This is a genomic window from Novosphingobium sp. PhB55, from assembly GCF_004368805.1.
In the GTDB taxonomy this organism is placed as follows: Bacteria; Pseudomonadota; Alphaproteobacteria; order Sphingomonadales; family Sphingomonadaceae; genus Novosphingobium.
Map to the genome: position 1 here is coordinate 349,018 of NZ_SODQ01000001.1, position 15,748 is coordinate 364,765.

The window sequence follows — 15,748 nt, forward strand, 5'->3', positions numbered from 1 at the left end:
CAGGCGGTCGGCCTTGCCGCCTCAGCGCCGGGGGCGCAGGCGAGGGTTCGGCTGAACGGTGTCCACCAGCTTCAGGAAGTCGTCGATGCGGATGATCCGTTCGAACTGGAAGCCCGCGCGTCCTTCATGCGCCCAGATCAGATGAGCCTCGATCCGGCCGATCACCGGCAGGCGCATCACCAGGCGTTCCCCGCGCTCGAGCGGAAGGTCGCCCTGGGACATGAAACCCTGGGCCGAGAGATTGACGATGTGCAGATGCAGGTCGCCCAGTTGGCGGTGCTCCGCAATCACCGGGTAATCGACGGGGTGCCGCGCCGCGCGACGTTTGTCGGTTACAGTGAGCTGCGCTCCTGCAGTCATCTCTATTGCCCCTGTTGTGACCGTGAGCAAGGACAGTGCATCAAAATGGCAAAGAAACGGTAAATTCGTTCGCTTTTTGCCAGTCACAGGCGGCAAAATGTGCCGCTCTTGCGTTAAAGCGCCCCGGTTACGGGAACCGGAGCGCTTCAGTTCAATCATGTTAGCAAACGATTACGTAGTTATGCACCCTTGAGAATTGCGTGCTTCTTCTTGCCAAGACTAAGCTTACGCGTTTCACCGGGGCCGACTTCGATCAAGAACGCCGGATCGTCCATCAGCGCATCGTCGATCTTGACGGCGCCTTCTGCGATCTTGCGCTTGGCTTCGCCATTGGAAGCCGTGAAGCCGAGTTCGGTCAGCGCCGCGCCCAGGCGGATGCCTTCGCCGGTTACGGCCAGCGTCGGCAGGTCATCTCCAAGCCCGCCGCCCGCGAAAGTGGTCTTCGCCGTCGCTTCCGCCGCCACCGCAGCATCCTCGCCGCGGCAGAGCCGGGTCACTTCGTTGGCCAGCACGACCTTGGCATCGTTGATCGCCGCGCCTTCGAGGGTTTCAAGGCGCGCGATCTCGTCCAGCGACAGGTCGGTGAACAGGCGCAGGAACTTGCCGACATCGCGGTCGTCGCAGTTACGCCAGTATTGCCAGAAGTCGTAGGATGGCAGCATGTCCTCGTTCAGCCAGACCGCGCCGGAAGCGGACTTGCCCATCTTCGCGCCGTCGGCCGTGGTGAGCAGGGGCGTGGTGAGGCCGAAGACTTCCTGACCGTCCATGCGGCGGGACAGCTCGATCCCGTTGACGATATTGCCCCACTGGTCGGAGCCGCCCATCTGCAGACGAACGCCTTCGTTCCGGGAGAGATGGCGGAAGTCATAGCCTTGCAGGATCATGTAGTTGAATTCGAGGAAGGTCATCGGCTGCTCGCGCTCCAGGCGCAGGCGCACCGAGTCGAAGGACAGCATGCGGTTGACCGTGAAATGCGTGCCCACTTCCTGAAGCAGCTGGATGTAGCCGAGCTGCCCCAGCCAGTCGTGGTTGTTGACCATGACGGCATCGGTCGGCCCGTCGCCGAACTTCAGCAGGCGCGAGAAGATCGAGAAGATGCCCTCGATATTGGTGGCGATCGTCTCGTCCGAAAGCATCTTGCGGCTCTCGTCGCGGCCGGTGGGATCGCCGATGCGGGTGGTGCCGCCGCCCATGAGCACGATCGGCTTGTGGCCGGTCTGCTGCAGGCGGCGCAGCATCATGATCTGCACCAGGCTGCCGATGTGAAGCGACGCCGCCGTGGCGTCGAAGCCGATATATCCAGGCACGACCTGCTTGGCGGCAAGGGCGTCGAGGCCCTCGGCGTCCGTCATCTGGTGGATGTAGCCGCGCTCTTCGAGCGTGCGGAGCAGGGAGGAATTGTAGGTCATGATGGCCCAGTGCTTCTTGGCTTGGATGGATCGGAGCCCGCGCGCCTAGCACGCGCGAGGCGCAAGATGAAGCGGTTGGTCGCCTTGCGGCGCGTTCCGGCCGAATCCGCATTGCCAGCAGGCGCGCGCGCCCTCTAGGCATGCGCGCATGGCCGAACTGACCTGCCACCCGGCACATCCCTCGCTTCTCGTCCGCTCCATCGAAACCCGCGTGATCGGGTTCGACGCCAGCTGGCTGCGTGTCCGCTGGCGCATTCTGGGCGCGGGCAAAGTCGTGGTTCCGCCATTTGCGGGCAAAGGCAGGGCGGACGATCTCTGGCAGACGACCTGCTTCGAACTGTTCCTGCGCCAGCCGGAAAGCCGCGGCTATACCGAGTTCAACCTTTCGCCTTCCGAGCGCTGGAACGCCTACGATTTCTCCGGCCGACGCGAGGGCATGATCGAGCGCCCGCTCCCGCGCGAGCCGGAATGCGCGATGCGCAAGGGTTCGGACATCGCTGTTTTCGACGCGGCCATTCCGGCAGCGGGCCTCCCGCAAGCCCCGCTTCGCTGCGGCTTCACGGCGGTGATCGAAGAGGAGGGGGGCGTGAAAAGCTACTGGTCGCTTACCCACAGCGCCGATGCGCCGGACTTCCACGATCCGGCTTGCTTCACGCTCGAGCTTGCGGCACCCACCGCCTCATGAAATTCGGTATCGATCGCCTCCTGGCAGACCCAGAACTGCGCGCGCCCCTTGAAGGCAAGCGCGTCGCGCTTGTCGCGCATCCCGCCTCCGTCACCGAGGACCTCGTCCATTCGCTTGATGCGCTGATCGCGGCGGGCATCAACGTGACTTGCGCTTTCGGCCCGCAGCACGGACTGAAGGGCGACAAGCAGGACAACATGGTCGAGACGGCCAATGAGCTGGACCCGGTCTACGGCATTCCCGTCTACAGCCTCTACGGCGAAGTGCGCCGCCCCAGCCCGGAGATGATGGCGGGCGCCGATGTCTTCCTGTTCGACCTGCAGGACCTTGGCTGCCGCATCTACACGTTCGTGACCACGCTGCTCTACCTGCTCGAAGCTGCGGCCGAGCAGGGCAAAGCCGTATGGGTGCTGGACCGTCCCAACCCGGCGGGCCGCCCCGTGGAAGGAACGACCCTGCTGCCGGGGCAGGAAAGCTTCGTCGGCGCGGGACCGATGCCGATGCGGCACGGGCTGACCCTGGGCGAGATGGGGCTCTGGTTCGTGCGCCGCTTCGAACTCGACGTGGAATATCGCGTAATCGAGATGAGCGGATGGGAGCCGGACGGCCCCGGGTTCGGATGGCCGGAGAGCCGCATCTGGATCAATCCCAGCCCCAATGCCGCCAACCTCAACATGGCGCGTGCCTATGCAGGCACCGTCATGCTGGAAGGCGCGACGCTTTCGGAAGGGCGCGGCACCACCCGTCCGCTGGAAGTGCTGTTCGGAGCGCCCGATATCGACGCCAAGGCCGTCCTGTCAGCGATGCAGCGGATCGCGCCGGAATGGCTGGCCGGCTGCGCGGTTCGGGAATGCTGGTTCGAACCGACGTTCCACAAGCATGCCGGCACGCTGTGCAGCGGGCTGATGATCCATGCCGAGGGCAAGTTCTACGATCATCATGCCTTCCGGCCCTGGCGCCTCCAGGCGCTGGCGTTCAAGGCCATTCGCCAGCTCTATCCCGACTATCCGATCTGGCGGGACTTCCCCTACGAATACGAATTCCAGCGCCTTGCTATCGATGTGATCAACGGCGGTCCCGCGCTGCGCGAATGGGTTGACGACCCTGCCGCGCTGCCTGGCGATCTCGACCTGATCGCCGGCCGGGACGAAGCCGCCTGGAAGGCCGAAATCGCCGATCTCCTGCTTTACTGAGCAGGCGCGAGGCGGGCGGGCGCATCGGAATAAGCGGGCGGCGGGGCCATCCTGCCGTCCAGGCTGACGAGTACCGGGCAGCCCGCCACTCGCTTGTCGATGGCCTGGATCATTTCAGGCCGGATCACATCAGGCCGGATCAAGGCTGACTTTCCGGGCGCGGCAGCACGCGGCGGCCGGTGTCCTGCTGCGGCGTTGGCTTGCTGGATCGTCCTATTGCAGGCGGCCTGCGCCGCATCGGCGGTTTCAGGAACCTTGGCCGGGCTGGCGGCCCCTGTCATCGCAGCGATCGTCGTGATCAGAACCAGCTTGTGCATAGTCACGAAGTCCTTTGTCCGTGAGCCCACCGGCGGTGTCCGCCGCTTCGATACGATGATCTGCCCGGCGCGGCAGACAGGCAAGCGCTTTCAGCCCTTCTTGCGGGTAAGCTGCTTCATCGCCGCGTCCAGCCCGTCCAGCGTCAGGGGGAACATCGCCCCGCCCATCAGGTCGCGGATCATGCGCGTCGAACTCGAATAGTTCCACTGATGCTCCGGCGCCGGATTGAGCCACACCGTTGCAGGATAAGTCTGCGCGACGCGGCCGAGCCAGACGGCGCCCGCTTCCTCGTTCATGTGCTCCACCGAACCGCCGGGATGGCTGATCTCGTAGGGACTCATCGCGGCGTCGCCGACGAAGATCACCTTGTAGTCGTGGCCGAACTTGTGAAGCAGGTCCCAGGTCGGCGTGCGCTGCGACCAGCGGCGGCGATTGTCCTTCCACACCCCTTCGTAGAGGCAGTTGTGGAAATAGAAGAACTCCATGTTCTTGAATTCGGCGCTGGCGGCGCTGAACAGCTCTTCCATCAGTTCGATATAGGGATCCATCGATCCGCCGACGTCCAGGAAGAGCAGGACCTTGACGGCATTGTGCCGCTCGGGCCGCATGCGGATGTCCAGCCAACCCTGCTTCGCGGTGCCGTGGATCGTTTCCTCAAGGTCCAGTTCCTCGGCAGCGCCTTCGCGCGCGAAGCGGCGGAGACGGCGAAGGGCGACCTTGATGTTGCGGGTGCCGAGTTCACGCGTGTTATCGAGATTGGCGAATTCGCGCTTTTCCCAGACCTTTATGGCCCGGCCATGCCTGGCTTCGCCGCCGATGCGGATACCCTCGGGATTGTAGCCCGAATGGCCGAATGGCGAAGTGCCGTTGGTACCGATCCACTTGTTGCCGCCGGAGTGACGTTTTTCCTGTTCTTCCAGACGCTTCTTGAGCGTCTCCATGATCTCGTCCCAGGAACCGAGCGCCTTGATCTGCTCCATCTCCTCGTCCGAGAAGTAGCGCTCGGCCACTTTGCGCAGCCAATCTTCCGGGATGGCGACAGGTGCTTGGCCATAGTCGCTGAGGGCACCTTTGAAGACCCTCTGGAACACCTGGTCGAAGCGGTCGAGCAGGCCTTCGTCCTTCACGAAAGTAGCGCGGCTGAGAAAGTAGAACGCCTCCGGGGTGCGTTCGATGACATCCCTTTCAAGCGCTTCCAGCAGCACGAGGTGCTCTTTGAGCGAGGCCGGAATGCCCGCCGCGCGCAGTTCCTCGATGAAGTTCAGCAGCATGTGCAACGCTCCCGAAGAGGCCGATCGCGCCCGGGGGCTACCAGGCGATGGCGCTTGCTCACGCGGAGGGGGATGACGGCGGGGGCGGTTGGCGCGGCCAGGTTTCGAGGGTCTCGTCGAAAGAGGCCCATTCCGGCGCGTCTTCGGTCCATATCACCGCTTCCGGCCGCAAGCCGTGACCGGCAGCAAGCGCGCCCAGGCGTATGGTCATCAGATGCGGGCGCGCCGAGCTTTGCGCGTAGATCTGGGTCCCGCATTTCGGGCAGAAGTGGAACGTGAGTGTATTGCCGCTTGCCGCAGTCCAGACGGAGGATCTGAGTTCTCCATCCAGCGACACGTCCTCTACCTTGAAGATCGCGTTGTTGGTCGGACCGCCTGCCGCAAGCTGCTGGCACTGGCGGCACCAGCACTGGCGCGTGGCGATGGGCTCGCCCGAAACCGTCAGCGAGACGGCAACGCAGGCACAACTGCCGAGATAGGGAGCGCTCATGGCCTGTCAGTTCCCGCGGCGCGCCATGAAGGCGAGCCTTTCGAACAGCATGACGTCCTGTTCGTTCTTCAGCAAGGCCCCATGCAGCGGTGGGATCGCCTTGGTCGCGTCCTGGTTCTGCAATATCTCCAGCGGCATGTCCTCGCTCAACAGGAGCTTGAGCCAGTCGAGCAGCTCGCTGGTGGAGGGCTTCTTCTTGAGGCCGGGCACTTCGCGCAGCTCGTAGAATACTTCCATCGCCTTGGTCACCAGGGTCTTCTGGATCCCGGGGAAATGCACGTCGACGATGGCCTGCATCGTCTCGCGATCGGGGAACTTGATGTAGTGGAAGAAGCAGCGGCGCAGGAAGGCGTCCGGCAGATCCTTCTCGTTGTTCGAGGTGATGACGACGACCGGCCGCTCGGCGGCGGCGACATGCTCGCCGGTTTCATAAACGTCGAACGCCATGCGGTCGAGCTCGGCCAGGAGGTCGTTGGGAAACTCGATGTCGGCCTTGTCGATCTCGTCGATCAGCAGCACGGGCAGGCGAGGCGAAGTGAACGCCTCCCAGAGCTTGCCCTTGCGGATGTAGTTGTTGATATCGTGGACCCGCGCGTCACCCAGCTGCCCGTCGCGCAGGCGGCCGACCGCGTCGTATTCATAGAGGCCCTGGTGCGCCTTGGTGGTGGACTTCACGTTCCAGGTGATCAGCGGCGCATTCATCGAGGCGGCGATCTGCTCGGCCAGCACGGTCTTGCCGGTGCCGGGCTCTCCCTTCACCAGAAGCGGGCGGCGCAACAGGACGGCGGCGTTCACGGCGACTTTGAGATCGTCCGTGGCGACGTAGCTGCTGGTGCCTTCGAAACGCTGCATGTCCTGTCCCTTCGGCGAAATCCCGGGGCAATTCCTTAACCGCCCGGTTAATCTCTAAGTTTTGCGGCGTAACATGGCAAGCACCGAGGCACCTACCCCCACCGCGCCATGGACTTAGCCGCCGGGGCGTTGCAGACAGGCGCGATGGGGGCTGAATTCCTGAAACGCATGGATTGGTTGAACGCGCCGCGCGTCGGCGCCTATCTGCGGCTGTTCGCCGTGATCAACCTGGTCATGATCGTCTGGCTGGTGGCCACTTCGCACAACGGGGTGGATGCCAACGGCTACTTGCTCGGCAGCGATTTCATCAGCTTCTGGACGACCGGGCACATGCTGGTGGCGCATGGCAATCCCTACGACGGCGCGGCCCATATCGCGGCGCAGCGCACCTATTTCTCGGCAGAAGGCGCTTATACCGCGTTCTACTATCCCCCGTCGTTCCTGCCGTTCTGCTGGCCGCTCGGCTGGCTTGCCTATTTCCCCGCGCTGGCTCTCTGGGTGGCCGCGACCGGCGCCTTCTACCTTGCTGCCGTCCGTCGCTGGTGGGCCGGAGCCGGGACGGGTCTCCCGGTCTGGCTGCTGTTTGCGGCCTTTCCCGCCGTGCCGATCGTCGTCACTCACGGACAGACGGCCTTCCTCGTGGCAGGACTGCTCGGCCTTGGCGCATGGCTGGTTCCGACCCGGCCGCTGCTGGCCGGTGCGCTGTTCGGTTTGGCGACGATCAAGCCGCAATTCGGGTTGCTGCTGCCTCTTGTCCTGCTGGCGACCGGGCAATGGCGGGTGATCGCCGCGGCCGGCGCGACGGCGATCGCGCTGGCGCTGCTGTCCGCCGGCGCGTTCGGCCCGCATGCCTGGGCGGACTGGGTGGGCGCAAGCGAGCGCGCCCAGACGGCCATGGCCTATGGCCAGATCGGCTATGGCAAGATGATGAGCCCCTTTGCGGCGCTGCGGCTGCTTGGTGCCCCCATGGCGCTGAGCTATACGGTGCAGGGCGCCCTGACGCTGGCTGCAGCGGTGCTCGTGCTCCAGGCGTCCTGGCGCCGGCAGTGGTCCGCGGGACTCGCGGCGCTGATGCTGGCGGGTGCGCCCCTCGCGACGCCCTACGTCCTCGATTACGATATGGTGATCCTGGCGTTCCCCATGCTCTGGCTTGCAGGAGAGGGCCTCCGCCGCGGTTTTCGCGACTGGGAACGCTGCGCCCTGTTCCTGACCTTCGCCGGCCCGGCACTGGCCCGGCCGCTGGCGCTCAATCTCCATTTTCCGATCATGCCGCTGGTCCTGGCATTCTTCTTCGTCATAATCTGGCGCCGAGCCGCGCCCGCTTACCAGGAGCGCGCGGCTGTCCCGTTCTGAGGAAGGAACTGCCCCTTGCCCGAGCCAAAGCCCCGCATCGGCCGTAATATCGCTTTGCTGATCGACGCCGATAACGCTTCCCCCGCCAACCTCGACGCGGCGCTGACCATCCTGGGTGATCTCGGCACCGTCAATGTCCGGCGGATCTACGGCAACTGGAGCAAGCCCGCGCTAAAGGGCTGGTCGAAACTGGTCCATCGCCATGCGCTGGAACCGCAGCAACAATTCGACCTGACCAAGGGCAAGAATGCCACCGACATGAAAATGACGATCGACGCCATGGACCTGCTCTATGGCGGGCAAGTGGACGGGTTCGGCATCATGTCGAGCGACAGCGATTTCATGCCGCTTTCGATCCGCATCCGTCAGAACGGCACGCCGGTCTATGGCTTTGGTTCTTCCCGCACGCCCGAAGCCTTTCGCGAGGCTTGCACGCGCTTCATCGATCTCGACGCCTTGCCGGACAGCGACGCCGTGGAAACGGCAAACGAAACCCCCAAGCCCGCGATAGACGAAGAACTGGTCAAATTGCTCGGTGAGGCCTGGAAGGCGAGCAAACGAGACGAGCAGGGCTTCGCCAGCCTCTCCGAAGTCGGCCAGCGCGTGGCCAATCGCTCCAGCTTCGATGCCCGCAGTTACGGTTTTTCCCGATTGTCCGAACTGGTGCAGACCCTCCCCAACTTCGCCACGGAAAAACGCGAGAGCGGATTGTTCCTCAAGCGCGTGCGGTGAGGGGGATCGTGGATCTTTCTCAAATTGACTTCCTCGTGGCCTCGAATTTAGGCTCCGCTTGAGGGCATTTTTGCCTCTCAGGGGGACTATCGATGAAATCGAAGTATTTGGCGGGCTTTTGCCTGCTGATGGGGGCCGCGTGCGCAAGTCATGCACAATCCACACCGTCCACGGACGCCGCGCCTCTCGCAGCGCCGCAGCACGTGGCCATCGCACTCGCGCCGGTATCGGACAATGTTCTTCGTGCGGGGATGGAAGTGCCGCTGATCACGCGCGAGGAACTGACGACCAAGAAAAAGGCTCTTCGCGTGGGGCAGCGCGTGCAGATGGAAGTGGCCGCGAATATCGAGCGGAACGGCGTTGTCGTGATACCGGCGGGAACCCCTGCCGTCGCCGAGATCACCGAAGTGCGCAACAAGGGCATGTGGGGCAAGTCCGGGTACATCGGTGCCCGGGTTCTTTCGCTCCGGCTCAATGACCGAAACATCAGGCTGTCCGGCACTTTCGACGATAAAGGCGTTACCGGGACCGGGGGCGTGGTTGCTGCTGTCGCCCTCGTGCCGATCGCCGGATTCCTGACCACCGGGACCAGCGCCTTCATCGCCTCGGGATCGGCGGTCAAAGGCTTCCTTGACGAAGACGTCGCTTATGCGACCGTGGCGAACGTGATCGAGCCGGTTGCGGTTGCGGTTCCCGTTCCTGCCGAACCGGCCCTGTTGGCGGCGACCCCGGTAGCGGCCAAGTAAGTCGCGATGGATCGGACTGATCGGCGCCTCAGGCGTCGATCAGTTCCGGATCGATTTCGCCCGCACGGTTCTGGATGAACATGAAGCGGTGTTCGGGATTGCGGCCCATCAGGCGATCGACCAGATCCTTCACCGCGGCGCGGCCCTCGTATTCGGGCGGAAGGGTGATGCGGATCAGCGAGCGACTTTCCGGCGCCATGGTGGTTTCACGCAGCTGTCCGGGGTTCATCTCGCCAAGGCCCTTGAACCGGCCGACTTCCACTTTCTTGTTCTTGAAAACGGTCGCTTCCAGTTCGGCGCGGTGGGCATCGTCGCGGGCATAGGCCGAAGTCGAACCGGCAGTGAGGCGGTAAAGCGGCGGCTGCGCGAGGTAGAGGTGGCCGCGCTTCACGATGTCCGGCATCTCCTGGAAGAAGAAGGTCATCAGCAGCGTGGCGATATGTGCGCCGTCCACGTCGGCGTCGGTCATGATGATCACGCGGTCGTAGCGCAAGTTGTCGGCGTTGCAGTCCTTGCGGGTGCCGCAGCCGAGCGCGAGGCCAAGATCGGCGATTTCCGAATTGCCGCGGATCTTGTCGGCCGTGGCGGATGCGACGTTGAGGATCTTGCCGCGGATCGGCAGGATCGCCTGGGTCTTGCGATTGCGCGCCTGCTTGGCCGAGCCGCCTGCCGAATCGCCTTCGACGATGAAGAGTTCGGTTTCGCCCGGGCCTTCGCCCGAACAGTCCGTCAACTTGCCGGGCAGGCGCAGCTTACGGGCATTGGTGGCCGTCTTGCGCTTGACCTCGCGCTCCGCCTTGCGGCGCAGGCGATCGTCCATACGCTCCATCACCGCGCCGAGCAGGGCCTTGCCGCGTTCGAGATTGTCGGTGAGGAAATGGTCGAAGTGATCGCGGATCGCCGCTTCCACGAGGCGGGCGGCCTCGGGACTGGTCAGGCGGTCCTTGGTCTGGCTCTGGAACTGTGGGTCGCGGATGAAGACCGAGAGCATGACTTCGCTGCCGGTCACCACGTCGTCCGGCGTGATGTCCTTGGCCTTCTTGGCCTGACCCACCAGGTCCGCGAAGGCGCGGATGCCCTTGGTCAGCGCGGCGCGCAGACCCTGTTCGTGCGTGCCGCCATCGGGCGTCGGGATGGTGTTGCAGTACCAGGAATAGGAACCGTCGGAATAGAGCGGCCAGGCGATCGCCCATTCGACGCGGCCCTGTTCGGAGCCGTCATCGCCGCGCGGGAAATCCTGCGTGCCCGAGAAGGCCTGCGTGGTCACGCATTCGCGCGTGCCGATCTGCTCGGCCAGGTGATCGGCCAGGCCGCCGGGGAACTGGAACGTCGCTTCTGCCGGAACGTCGTCCGAAGCCAGCGAGGGCGCGCATTTCCAGCGGATTTCCACGCCGGCAAAGAGGTAGGCCTTGGAGCGAACCAGCTTGAACAGGCGCGCGGGCTTGAACTGCTGGTCGCCGAAAATCTCGGTGTCCGGCGTGAAGCTGACGGCGGTGCCGCGGCGATTGGGCGCCGCGCCCACCTTCTGGAGCGGGCCAAGCGTCTGTCCGCGCGAGAACTCCTGCGCGAAAAGCTCCTTGTTACGGGCCACTTCGACGCGCGTGAGGCTGGAAAGGGCGTTGACGACCGAAATGCCCACGCCGTGCAAGCCGCCCGAAGTGGCATAGGCCTTGCCCGAGAACTTGCCGCCCGAGTGCAAGGTGGAAAGAATGACCTCCAGCGCTGATTTGCCGGGGAACTTGGGATGCTCGTCCACCGGGATGCCGCGGCCGTTGTCGGTGATGGTCAGGCTGTTGCCTTCGTCCAGCGTCACCTCGATGCGGTTGGCATGTCCGGCGACGGCTTCGTCCATCGCATTGTCGAGCACTTCGGCCGCGAGATGGTGAAGCGCGCGCTCATCGGTGCCGCCGATGTACATGCCGGGACGGCGCCGGACAGGTTCCAGCCCCTCCAGCACTTCGATCGCGGAACCATCGTAGGATTCCCCGCCCGAAGACGGGAGCTTGTCGAACAGGTCATCGGACATGAGCGGGACTATAGGGCGCCTAAACCCGCGATCAAGCACGGGATTAGGCTTATCCGCAAAGAGATGTTCGCTGTCTGATCCTTTCCGCCGGAAAGGGGCGGAATTACTTGGCGAAACCGCTGGGCGCGGCGCTGATGACCTTGACGGCGCCGCCTTCGACCGCCCGCACTTCCAGCGCGCGTTCGATCAGGCCGGTGCGGCCGAAGCGGAACGGTCCGTCCACGCCCAGGAAGCCGCCGGGATCGAGCATTTCGGTCGTCGGGAAGGCCTTGCCCGGCACCCAGTCGCGCGCGACCCGCAGGGTCAGCAGCACAGAATCGTATCCCAGTGTCGCGATGCGGAACGGTGCGGCGCCGAAGCGGCTGCGATAGCTCTTGGCGAACTGCGCGAAGCGGACGTCGGACACGGTGGAGAACCACGCTCCGTTGAGGGCCGGGCTGGTCGCCAGTTCGCGTTCGCCGCCCCAGAGTTCGGTGCCGAGCAGGCGCACACCGGCGCCGCCACCGGCCGCGCGGTAGGACACGGCGGCCTTGGCCGACAGGCTGCCGCTGTCGGCGATGAGCAGCGCGCCATAGCCGGTCTTGGCCTTGATCCGTCCCGCCGCAGCGCTGATCGAAGCCGCCGAGCGATCGTAAGTCTCCATGGCGACGACGGAGCCGCCGCCATCGCGCACCGATGCGAGCAGGGAACTGCTCACGCGTTCGCCATAGTCACCCTTGGGAACGAGCGCGGCGAAAGTGGAGATGCCTTTGCCGCGGGCATACGTCACGGTGCGGGCGATCGACTGGCCGGGCAGGTTGCCGATGATGAAGACGTCCCTGGTGGCGGCTTTCTCGTCGTTGGAGAACGAGATCAGCGGCACCTTGGCGGGCTTGGCGACAGCCGCGACCGAGGCGATGTCGTCGGAAAGCAGCGGGCCGAGAATCAGCTTGTTGCCGTCGGCAATGGCGCGGCGCGCGGCCTCGCCGGGATTGGTGCCGGTGTCGTAAGTCGTGATGCGCAGGTTCTTGGCGCCCGTGTCGAGCAGCGCCATGTTCGCCGCATTGGCCAGCGACTGGCCGACGCCGGCATTCGGGCCGGTGGTCGGTACCAGCAGGGCAACCCGGTGACGCTCGGTATCGGTGGGAATTTCGCTTTCGGAAGGCGTCGGAGCGGGCGCGGGGGCCGGCGCAGGGGCCTTGGGTACCACGGCACAGCCCGCCAGAGCTGCCATCGCTGCCGCCGCGAAAAGAGTGCGCCGGTTCAGGCGATCATAGAACATTGCTTGCCGCTCCCATAGTGCTTGGGCCATGAGTCCCTGCGATGGAACACATTCTCACCTCAGGCCTCTACATAGTGGCAACCCCGATTGGCAACCTTGGGGACATTACCTTCCGCGCCGTGGAGATTCTCAAGGGCGTGAGCGCGGTTGCCTGCGAGGATACCCGCATCACCGGAAAGCTGCTGCACCACCTGGGCATCAAGCAGAAGATGATCCGCTACGACGACCACGCGGGCGAGGGCGACCGCGAGCGTCTGCTGGCACTGATGGAAAGCGAGCCGGTTGCGCTCGTCAGCGACGCCGGTACGCCGCTGATCTCCGATCCGGGCTATCGGCTCGTCAAGATCGCGCGGGAGCGGGGCATCCCCGTCACCAGCCTGCCGGGGGCGAATGCCGCGGTCATGGCCATGACGCTCTCGGGCTTGCCGAACGACCGTTTCCTCTTCGCCGGGTTCCTGCCCAACAAGGCAAAGGCGCGCGAGACGGTGCTGTCCGACCTTGCGAAAGTCCCGGCCACGCTGATCTTCTACGAGACGGCGCCGCGCCTGGACGATGCGCTGGCAGCGATCGGCGCAGTGCTTCCCGGACGCGAAGTGGCGGTGGCGCGCGAACTGACCAAGAAGTTCGAGGAATGCCGCAGCGGCACGCCCGACGAACTCATCGCCCATTATGCAGCCCACCCGCCCAAGGGCGAGATCGTGCTTCTGGTGGCGCCGCCGGGCGACGAGCCGATCGGTGAAGTCGACGTGGACGCGATGCTGCGTGCGGAGCTGGCCATCGCCAAGCCGTCGCAAGCGGCGGCCAGCGTGTCCAAGGCCACCGGGCTCGACCGCAAGACGCTTTACGCCCGGGCCATGGAACTCAAGTGAGCCAGGGCCGCGGCAAGTCGCGCGCGGAGGCGGAGCGGCAAGGGCGCCGGGGAGAGGCGCTGGCCGCATGGTACTTGCGGATGACGGGCTGGAGCATCCGGGCGAGGCGCGTGAAGACCGCGCGCGGCGAAGTGGATATCGTGGCCCGCCGCGGACGGACGCTCTGTTTCGTCGAAGTGAAATGGCGTGCGCGGCGTGCCGATCTCGACACTGCCATCGATCATTACCGCCTGCGCCGCGTGGCGGCCGCCGCCGAGTCCGTCGCGCATCGATACCAGAAGGCGGGCGACAGCTTGCGGATCGACGTATTGCTGCTGGCACCGCGCTGCTGGCCGCGCCGCATCGTCAATGCGTGGCAGCCGGGCGCCTGAACTTCGCCGCAGGGTTTCGGTCCATCGGCAAAGATGCAGGACTGGCTCGAAACCATTCGCACCCGCCGCCGAATTTGATTAAGCCGCCTTTCCGAAAGATACCGCTCGGTACATATCCGCGAGGACCAGACTTTTCATGACCTTACGCATCGCCGTTCAGATGGACCCGCTGGAATCGATCAAGATCGCGGGCGATTCCTCGTTCGCGCTCATGCTCTCGGCGCAGGCGCGCGGGCACGAACTGTTCCATTACGATGTGCGCACGCTGGCTTATGACGCCTCCTCGGGTGCCGCCGGGCGGCTGACCTGCTGGGGCGCGCCGATCACGGTGCAGCGCGTGGAAGGTGCCCATTTCACGCGCGGCGAGTATCGCCTGATCGACCTCGTCGCCGATATCGATGTGGTGCTGATGCGGCAGGATCCGCCTTTCGACCTCGGTTACATCACCGCCACCCATCTGCTGGAACGGCTTGCCGGGCAGACCCTGGTGGTCAACGACCCCGTCTCGGTTCGCAATGCGCCCGAGAAGGTATTCGTGCTCGACTATGCGCGCTTCATGCCGCCGACCTTCATTGCGCGCCGCATCGAGGATGTGCGCCTGTTCCAGCAGCGCAATGTCGAGGCGGGCTTCGGCGGGGATCTCGTGATCAAGCCGCTTCACGGCAATGGCGGCAAGGCGGTGTTCCGCGTGCCCGCCGATGGCAGCAATCTGGGCGCGCTGATCGAGATGTTCGAAAATGCCTGGGTCGAGCCGTTCATGGTCCAGCCTTTCCTCCCCGACGTGGCGGAGGGCGACAAGCGGATCGTGCTGGTCGACGGCGAATTCGCGGGCGCCATCAACCGCAAGCCCGGAGCCGGCGAGTTTCGCTCCAACCTCGCGGTGGGCGGATCGGCGGAGGCCGCCGGCCTCACTTCGGCGGAAGAGGAAATCTGCGCAGCGCTCGGCTCGGAACTCAAGGCACGAGGCCTTGTTTTCGTGGGTATCGACGTGATTGGCGGAAAATGGCTGACCGAAATCAATGTGACCTCGCCGACGGGAATCGTTGCCATCGATCGCTTCAACGGTACCGACACCGGGGCAAAGATCTGGGATGCGATCGAGGCCCGCCACGCGGCGATGTAAGCCTGATTTCGCGGGTCGTCCGCAATGATGAATGCACGCGAACATGAATGAATGGGTCATCTCGCTGATCGAAGGAGGAGGGTACGCGGGTATCCTCCTGCTGATGATGCTCGAGAACATCGTGCCGCCGATCCCCTCGGAGCTTATCATGGGCGTCGCGGGGATCGCCATCGCACATGGGCGCATGGATTTCCTGTCCGTGCTCCTGGCCGGCACTGTCGGCTCGACCTTGGGCAACTACGTGCTGTTCCTAGGCGCCGACCGCCTGGGCTACGAGCGCCTGAAACCCTTCATCGAGCGCTGGGGCCGCTGGCTGACCCTGGAATGGTACGAAGTGGAGCGCGCCGGCACCTTCTTCCGCAAGCACGGGCACTGGGTGGTCTTCCTCCTGCGCTTCATGCCGATGTTCCGGACGATGGTATCGGTCCCCGCGGGCCTTGCGCATATGCGGCATGGCACCTTCCTGCTCTATACCGCTGCCGGCGTGGCGATCTGGAACACGTTGCTGATCCTGGCAGGCCGGTGGCTGGGCCAGCGTTTTGCCCAGGCAGAGGCCTGGATCGGTTGGGCTACACTGGTTCTCGCAGCAGGTGGCGCCGTCTGGTACTTGTGGCGGATCCTCTCCTGGAAGCCTTCAGCCGAGCGCCGATCCAAGTAGATCAGGGCTAACTATTAGTCAGTTTTGTACA

General features: G+C 64.6%; 17 protein-coding genes. 9 read left to right on the plus strand and 8 right to left on the minus strand.

Going from position 1 to position 15,748, the window contains the following annotated elements; genetic code table 11:
* Positions 1-21 precede the first annotated feature (21 nt).
* Together EDF57_RS01685 and tyrS are read right to left on the minus strand one after the other, a co-directional pair.
* The gene (locus tag EDF57_RS01685; protein ID WP_132264087.1) at positions 22-360 is read right to left on the minus strand and encodes a PilZ domain-containing protein; all 339 of its coding nucleotides are present in this window, start codon (positions 358-360) and stop codon (positions 22-24) included.
* Positions 361-539: 179 nt separating this feature from the next.
* Complete coding sequence (gene tyrS, locus EDF57_RS01690; protein WP_134092873.1) at positions 540-1,769, minus strand: tyrosine--tRNA ligase; 1,230 nt, start codon at positions 1,767-1,769, stop codon at positions 540-542.
* A gap of 148 nt (positions 1,770-1,917) precedes the next feature.
* Here tyrS and EDF57_RS01695 point away from each other — a divergent pair, with 148 nt between their 5' ends.
* Positions 1,918-2,454 (plus strand): DOMON-like domain-containing protein, encoded by a 537-nt coding sequence (locus EDF57_RS01695; RefSeq protein WP_132262693.1) that lies wholly within the window; start codon positions 1,918-1,920, stop codon positions 2,452-2,454.
* Positions 2,451-3,647 (plus strand): DUF1343 domain-containing protein, encoded by a 1,197-nt coding sequence (locus EDF57_RS01700; protein ID WP_132262695.1) that lies wholly within the window; start codon positions 2,451-2,453, stop codon positions 3,645-3,647. The genes EDF57_RS01695 and EDF57_RS01700 overlap by 4 nt, the downstream gene beginning before the upstream one ends.
* Here the strand turns inward: EDF57_RS01700 and EDF57_RS01705 are convergent.
* Genes EDF57_RS01705 through EDF57_RS01720 form a run of 4 tightly spaced genes read right to left on the minus strand, consistent with a single transcriptional unit; the run spans position 3,641 to position 6,578 of the window.
* Positions 3,641-4,048 (minus strand): hypothetical protein, encoded by a 408-nt coding sequence (locus EDF57_RS01705; RefSeq protein WP_134092874.1) that lies wholly within the window; start codon positions 4,046-4,048, stop codon positions 3,641-3,643. The genes EDF57_RS01700 and EDF57_RS01705 overlap by 7 nt on opposite strands.
* Before the next feature lie 6 nt (positions 4,049-4,054).
* Complete coding sequence (locus EDF57_RS01710) at positions 4,055-5,236, minus strand: VWA domain-containing protein (RefSeq protein ID WP_134092875.1); 1,182 nt, start codon at positions 5,234-5,236, stop codon at positions 4,055-4,057.
* A gap of 58 nt (positions 5,237-5,294) precedes the next feature.
* Positions 5,295-5,726, minus strand: a complete 432-nt coding sequence (locus tag EDF57_RS01715; protein ID WP_134092876.1) for a GFA family protein — start codon at positions 5,724-5,726, stop codon at positions 5,295-5,297.
* A gap of 6 nt (positions 5,727-5,732) precedes the next feature.
* On the minus strand, positions 5,733-6,578 hold the full coding sequence (locus EDF57_RS01720; protein WP_134092877.1) for a MoxR family ATPase: 846 nt from the start codon (positions 6,576-6,578) through the stop codon (positions 5,733-5,735).
* A 168-nt stretch (positions 6,579-6,746) separates the two neighbouring features.
* On the opposite strand from EDF57_RS01720, the gene EDF57_RS01725 reads away from it, so the two are divergent.
* The 3 genes from EDF57_RS01725 to EDF57_RS01735 all read left to right on the plus strand — a co-directional run bounded on the left by EDF57_RS01725 (position 6,747) and on the right by EDF57_RS01735 (position 9,409).
* The gene (locus EDF57_RS01725) at positions 6,747-7,931 is read left to right on the plus strand and encodes a glycosyltransferase family 87 protein (protein ID WP_243840828.1); all 1,185 of its coding nucleotides are present in this window, start codon (positions 6,747-6,749) and stop codon (positions 7,929-7,931) included.
* A gap of 15 nt (positions 7,932-7,946) precedes the next feature.
* Positions 7,947-8,663 (plus strand): NYN domain-containing protein, encoded by a 717-nt coding sequence (locus tag EDF57_RS01730; protein ID WP_134092879.1) that lies wholly within the window; start codon positions 7,947-7,949, stop codon positions 8,661-8,663.
* 203 nt (positions 8,664-8,866) lie between these two features.
* Positions 8,867-9,409: a hypothetical protein gene (locus EDF57_RS01735; RefSeq protein WP_134092880.1), complete on the plus strand. Its 543-nt coding sequence runs from the start codon at positions 8,867-8,869 to the stop codon at positions 9,407-9,409.
* Positions 9,410-9,437: 28 nt separating this feature from the next.
* Here the strand turns inward: EDF57_RS01735 and parE are convergent, their stop codons facing one another.
* Both parE and EDF57_RS01745 read right to left on the minus strand, forming a co-directional pair.
* Positions 9,438-11,435, minus strand: coding sequence for a DNA topoisomerase IV subunit B (parE, locus tag EDF57_RS01740; protein WP_132262711.1), 1,998 nt, complete (start codon positions 11,433-11,435; stop codon positions 9,438-9,440).
* A 103-nt stretch (positions 11,436-11,538) separates the two neighbouring features.
* Entirely contained in the window at positions 11,539-12,696 is a 1,158-nt protein-coding gene (locus EDF57_RS01745; RefSeq protein WP_132262713.1) for a penicillin-binding protein activator, read from the minus strand.
* Positions 12,697-12,737: 41 nt separating this feature from the next.
* Between EDF57_RS01745 and rsmI the strand changes: the two genes are divergently transcribed.
* The 4 genes from rsmI (at position 12,738) to EDF57_RS01765 (ending at position 15,717) form a co-directional block, all read left to right on the plus strand.
* On the plus strand, positions 12,738-13,565 hold the full coding sequence (gene rsmI / locus EDF57_RS01750; protein ID WP_134092881.1) for a 16S rRNA (cytidine(1402)-2'-O)-methyltransferase: 828 nt from the start codon (positions 12,738-12,740) through the stop codon (positions 13,563-13,565).
* Positions 13,562-13,936, plus strand: a complete 375-nt coding sequence (locus EDF57_RS01755) for a YraN family protein (protein WP_134092882.1) — start codon at positions 13,562-13,564, stop codon at positions 13,934-13,936. The genes rsmI and EDF57_RS01755 overlap by 4 nt, the downstream gene beginning before the upstream one ends.
* 136 nt (positions 13,937-14,072) lie before the next feature.
* Entirely contained in the window at positions 14,073-15,059 is a 987-nt protein-coding gene (gshB, locus tag EDF57_RS01760; protein ID WP_132262719.1) for a glutathione synthase, read from the plus strand.
* Positions 15,060-15,102: 43 nt separating this feature from the next.
* The gene (locus EDF57_RS01765; RefSeq protein WP_134092883.1) at positions 15,103-15,717 is read left to right on the plus strand and encodes a DedA family protein; all 615 of its coding nucleotides are present in this window, start codon (positions 15,103-15,105) and stop codon (positions 15,715-15,717) included.
* The last annotated feature ends 31 nt before the right edge of the window (positions 15,718-15,748 follow it).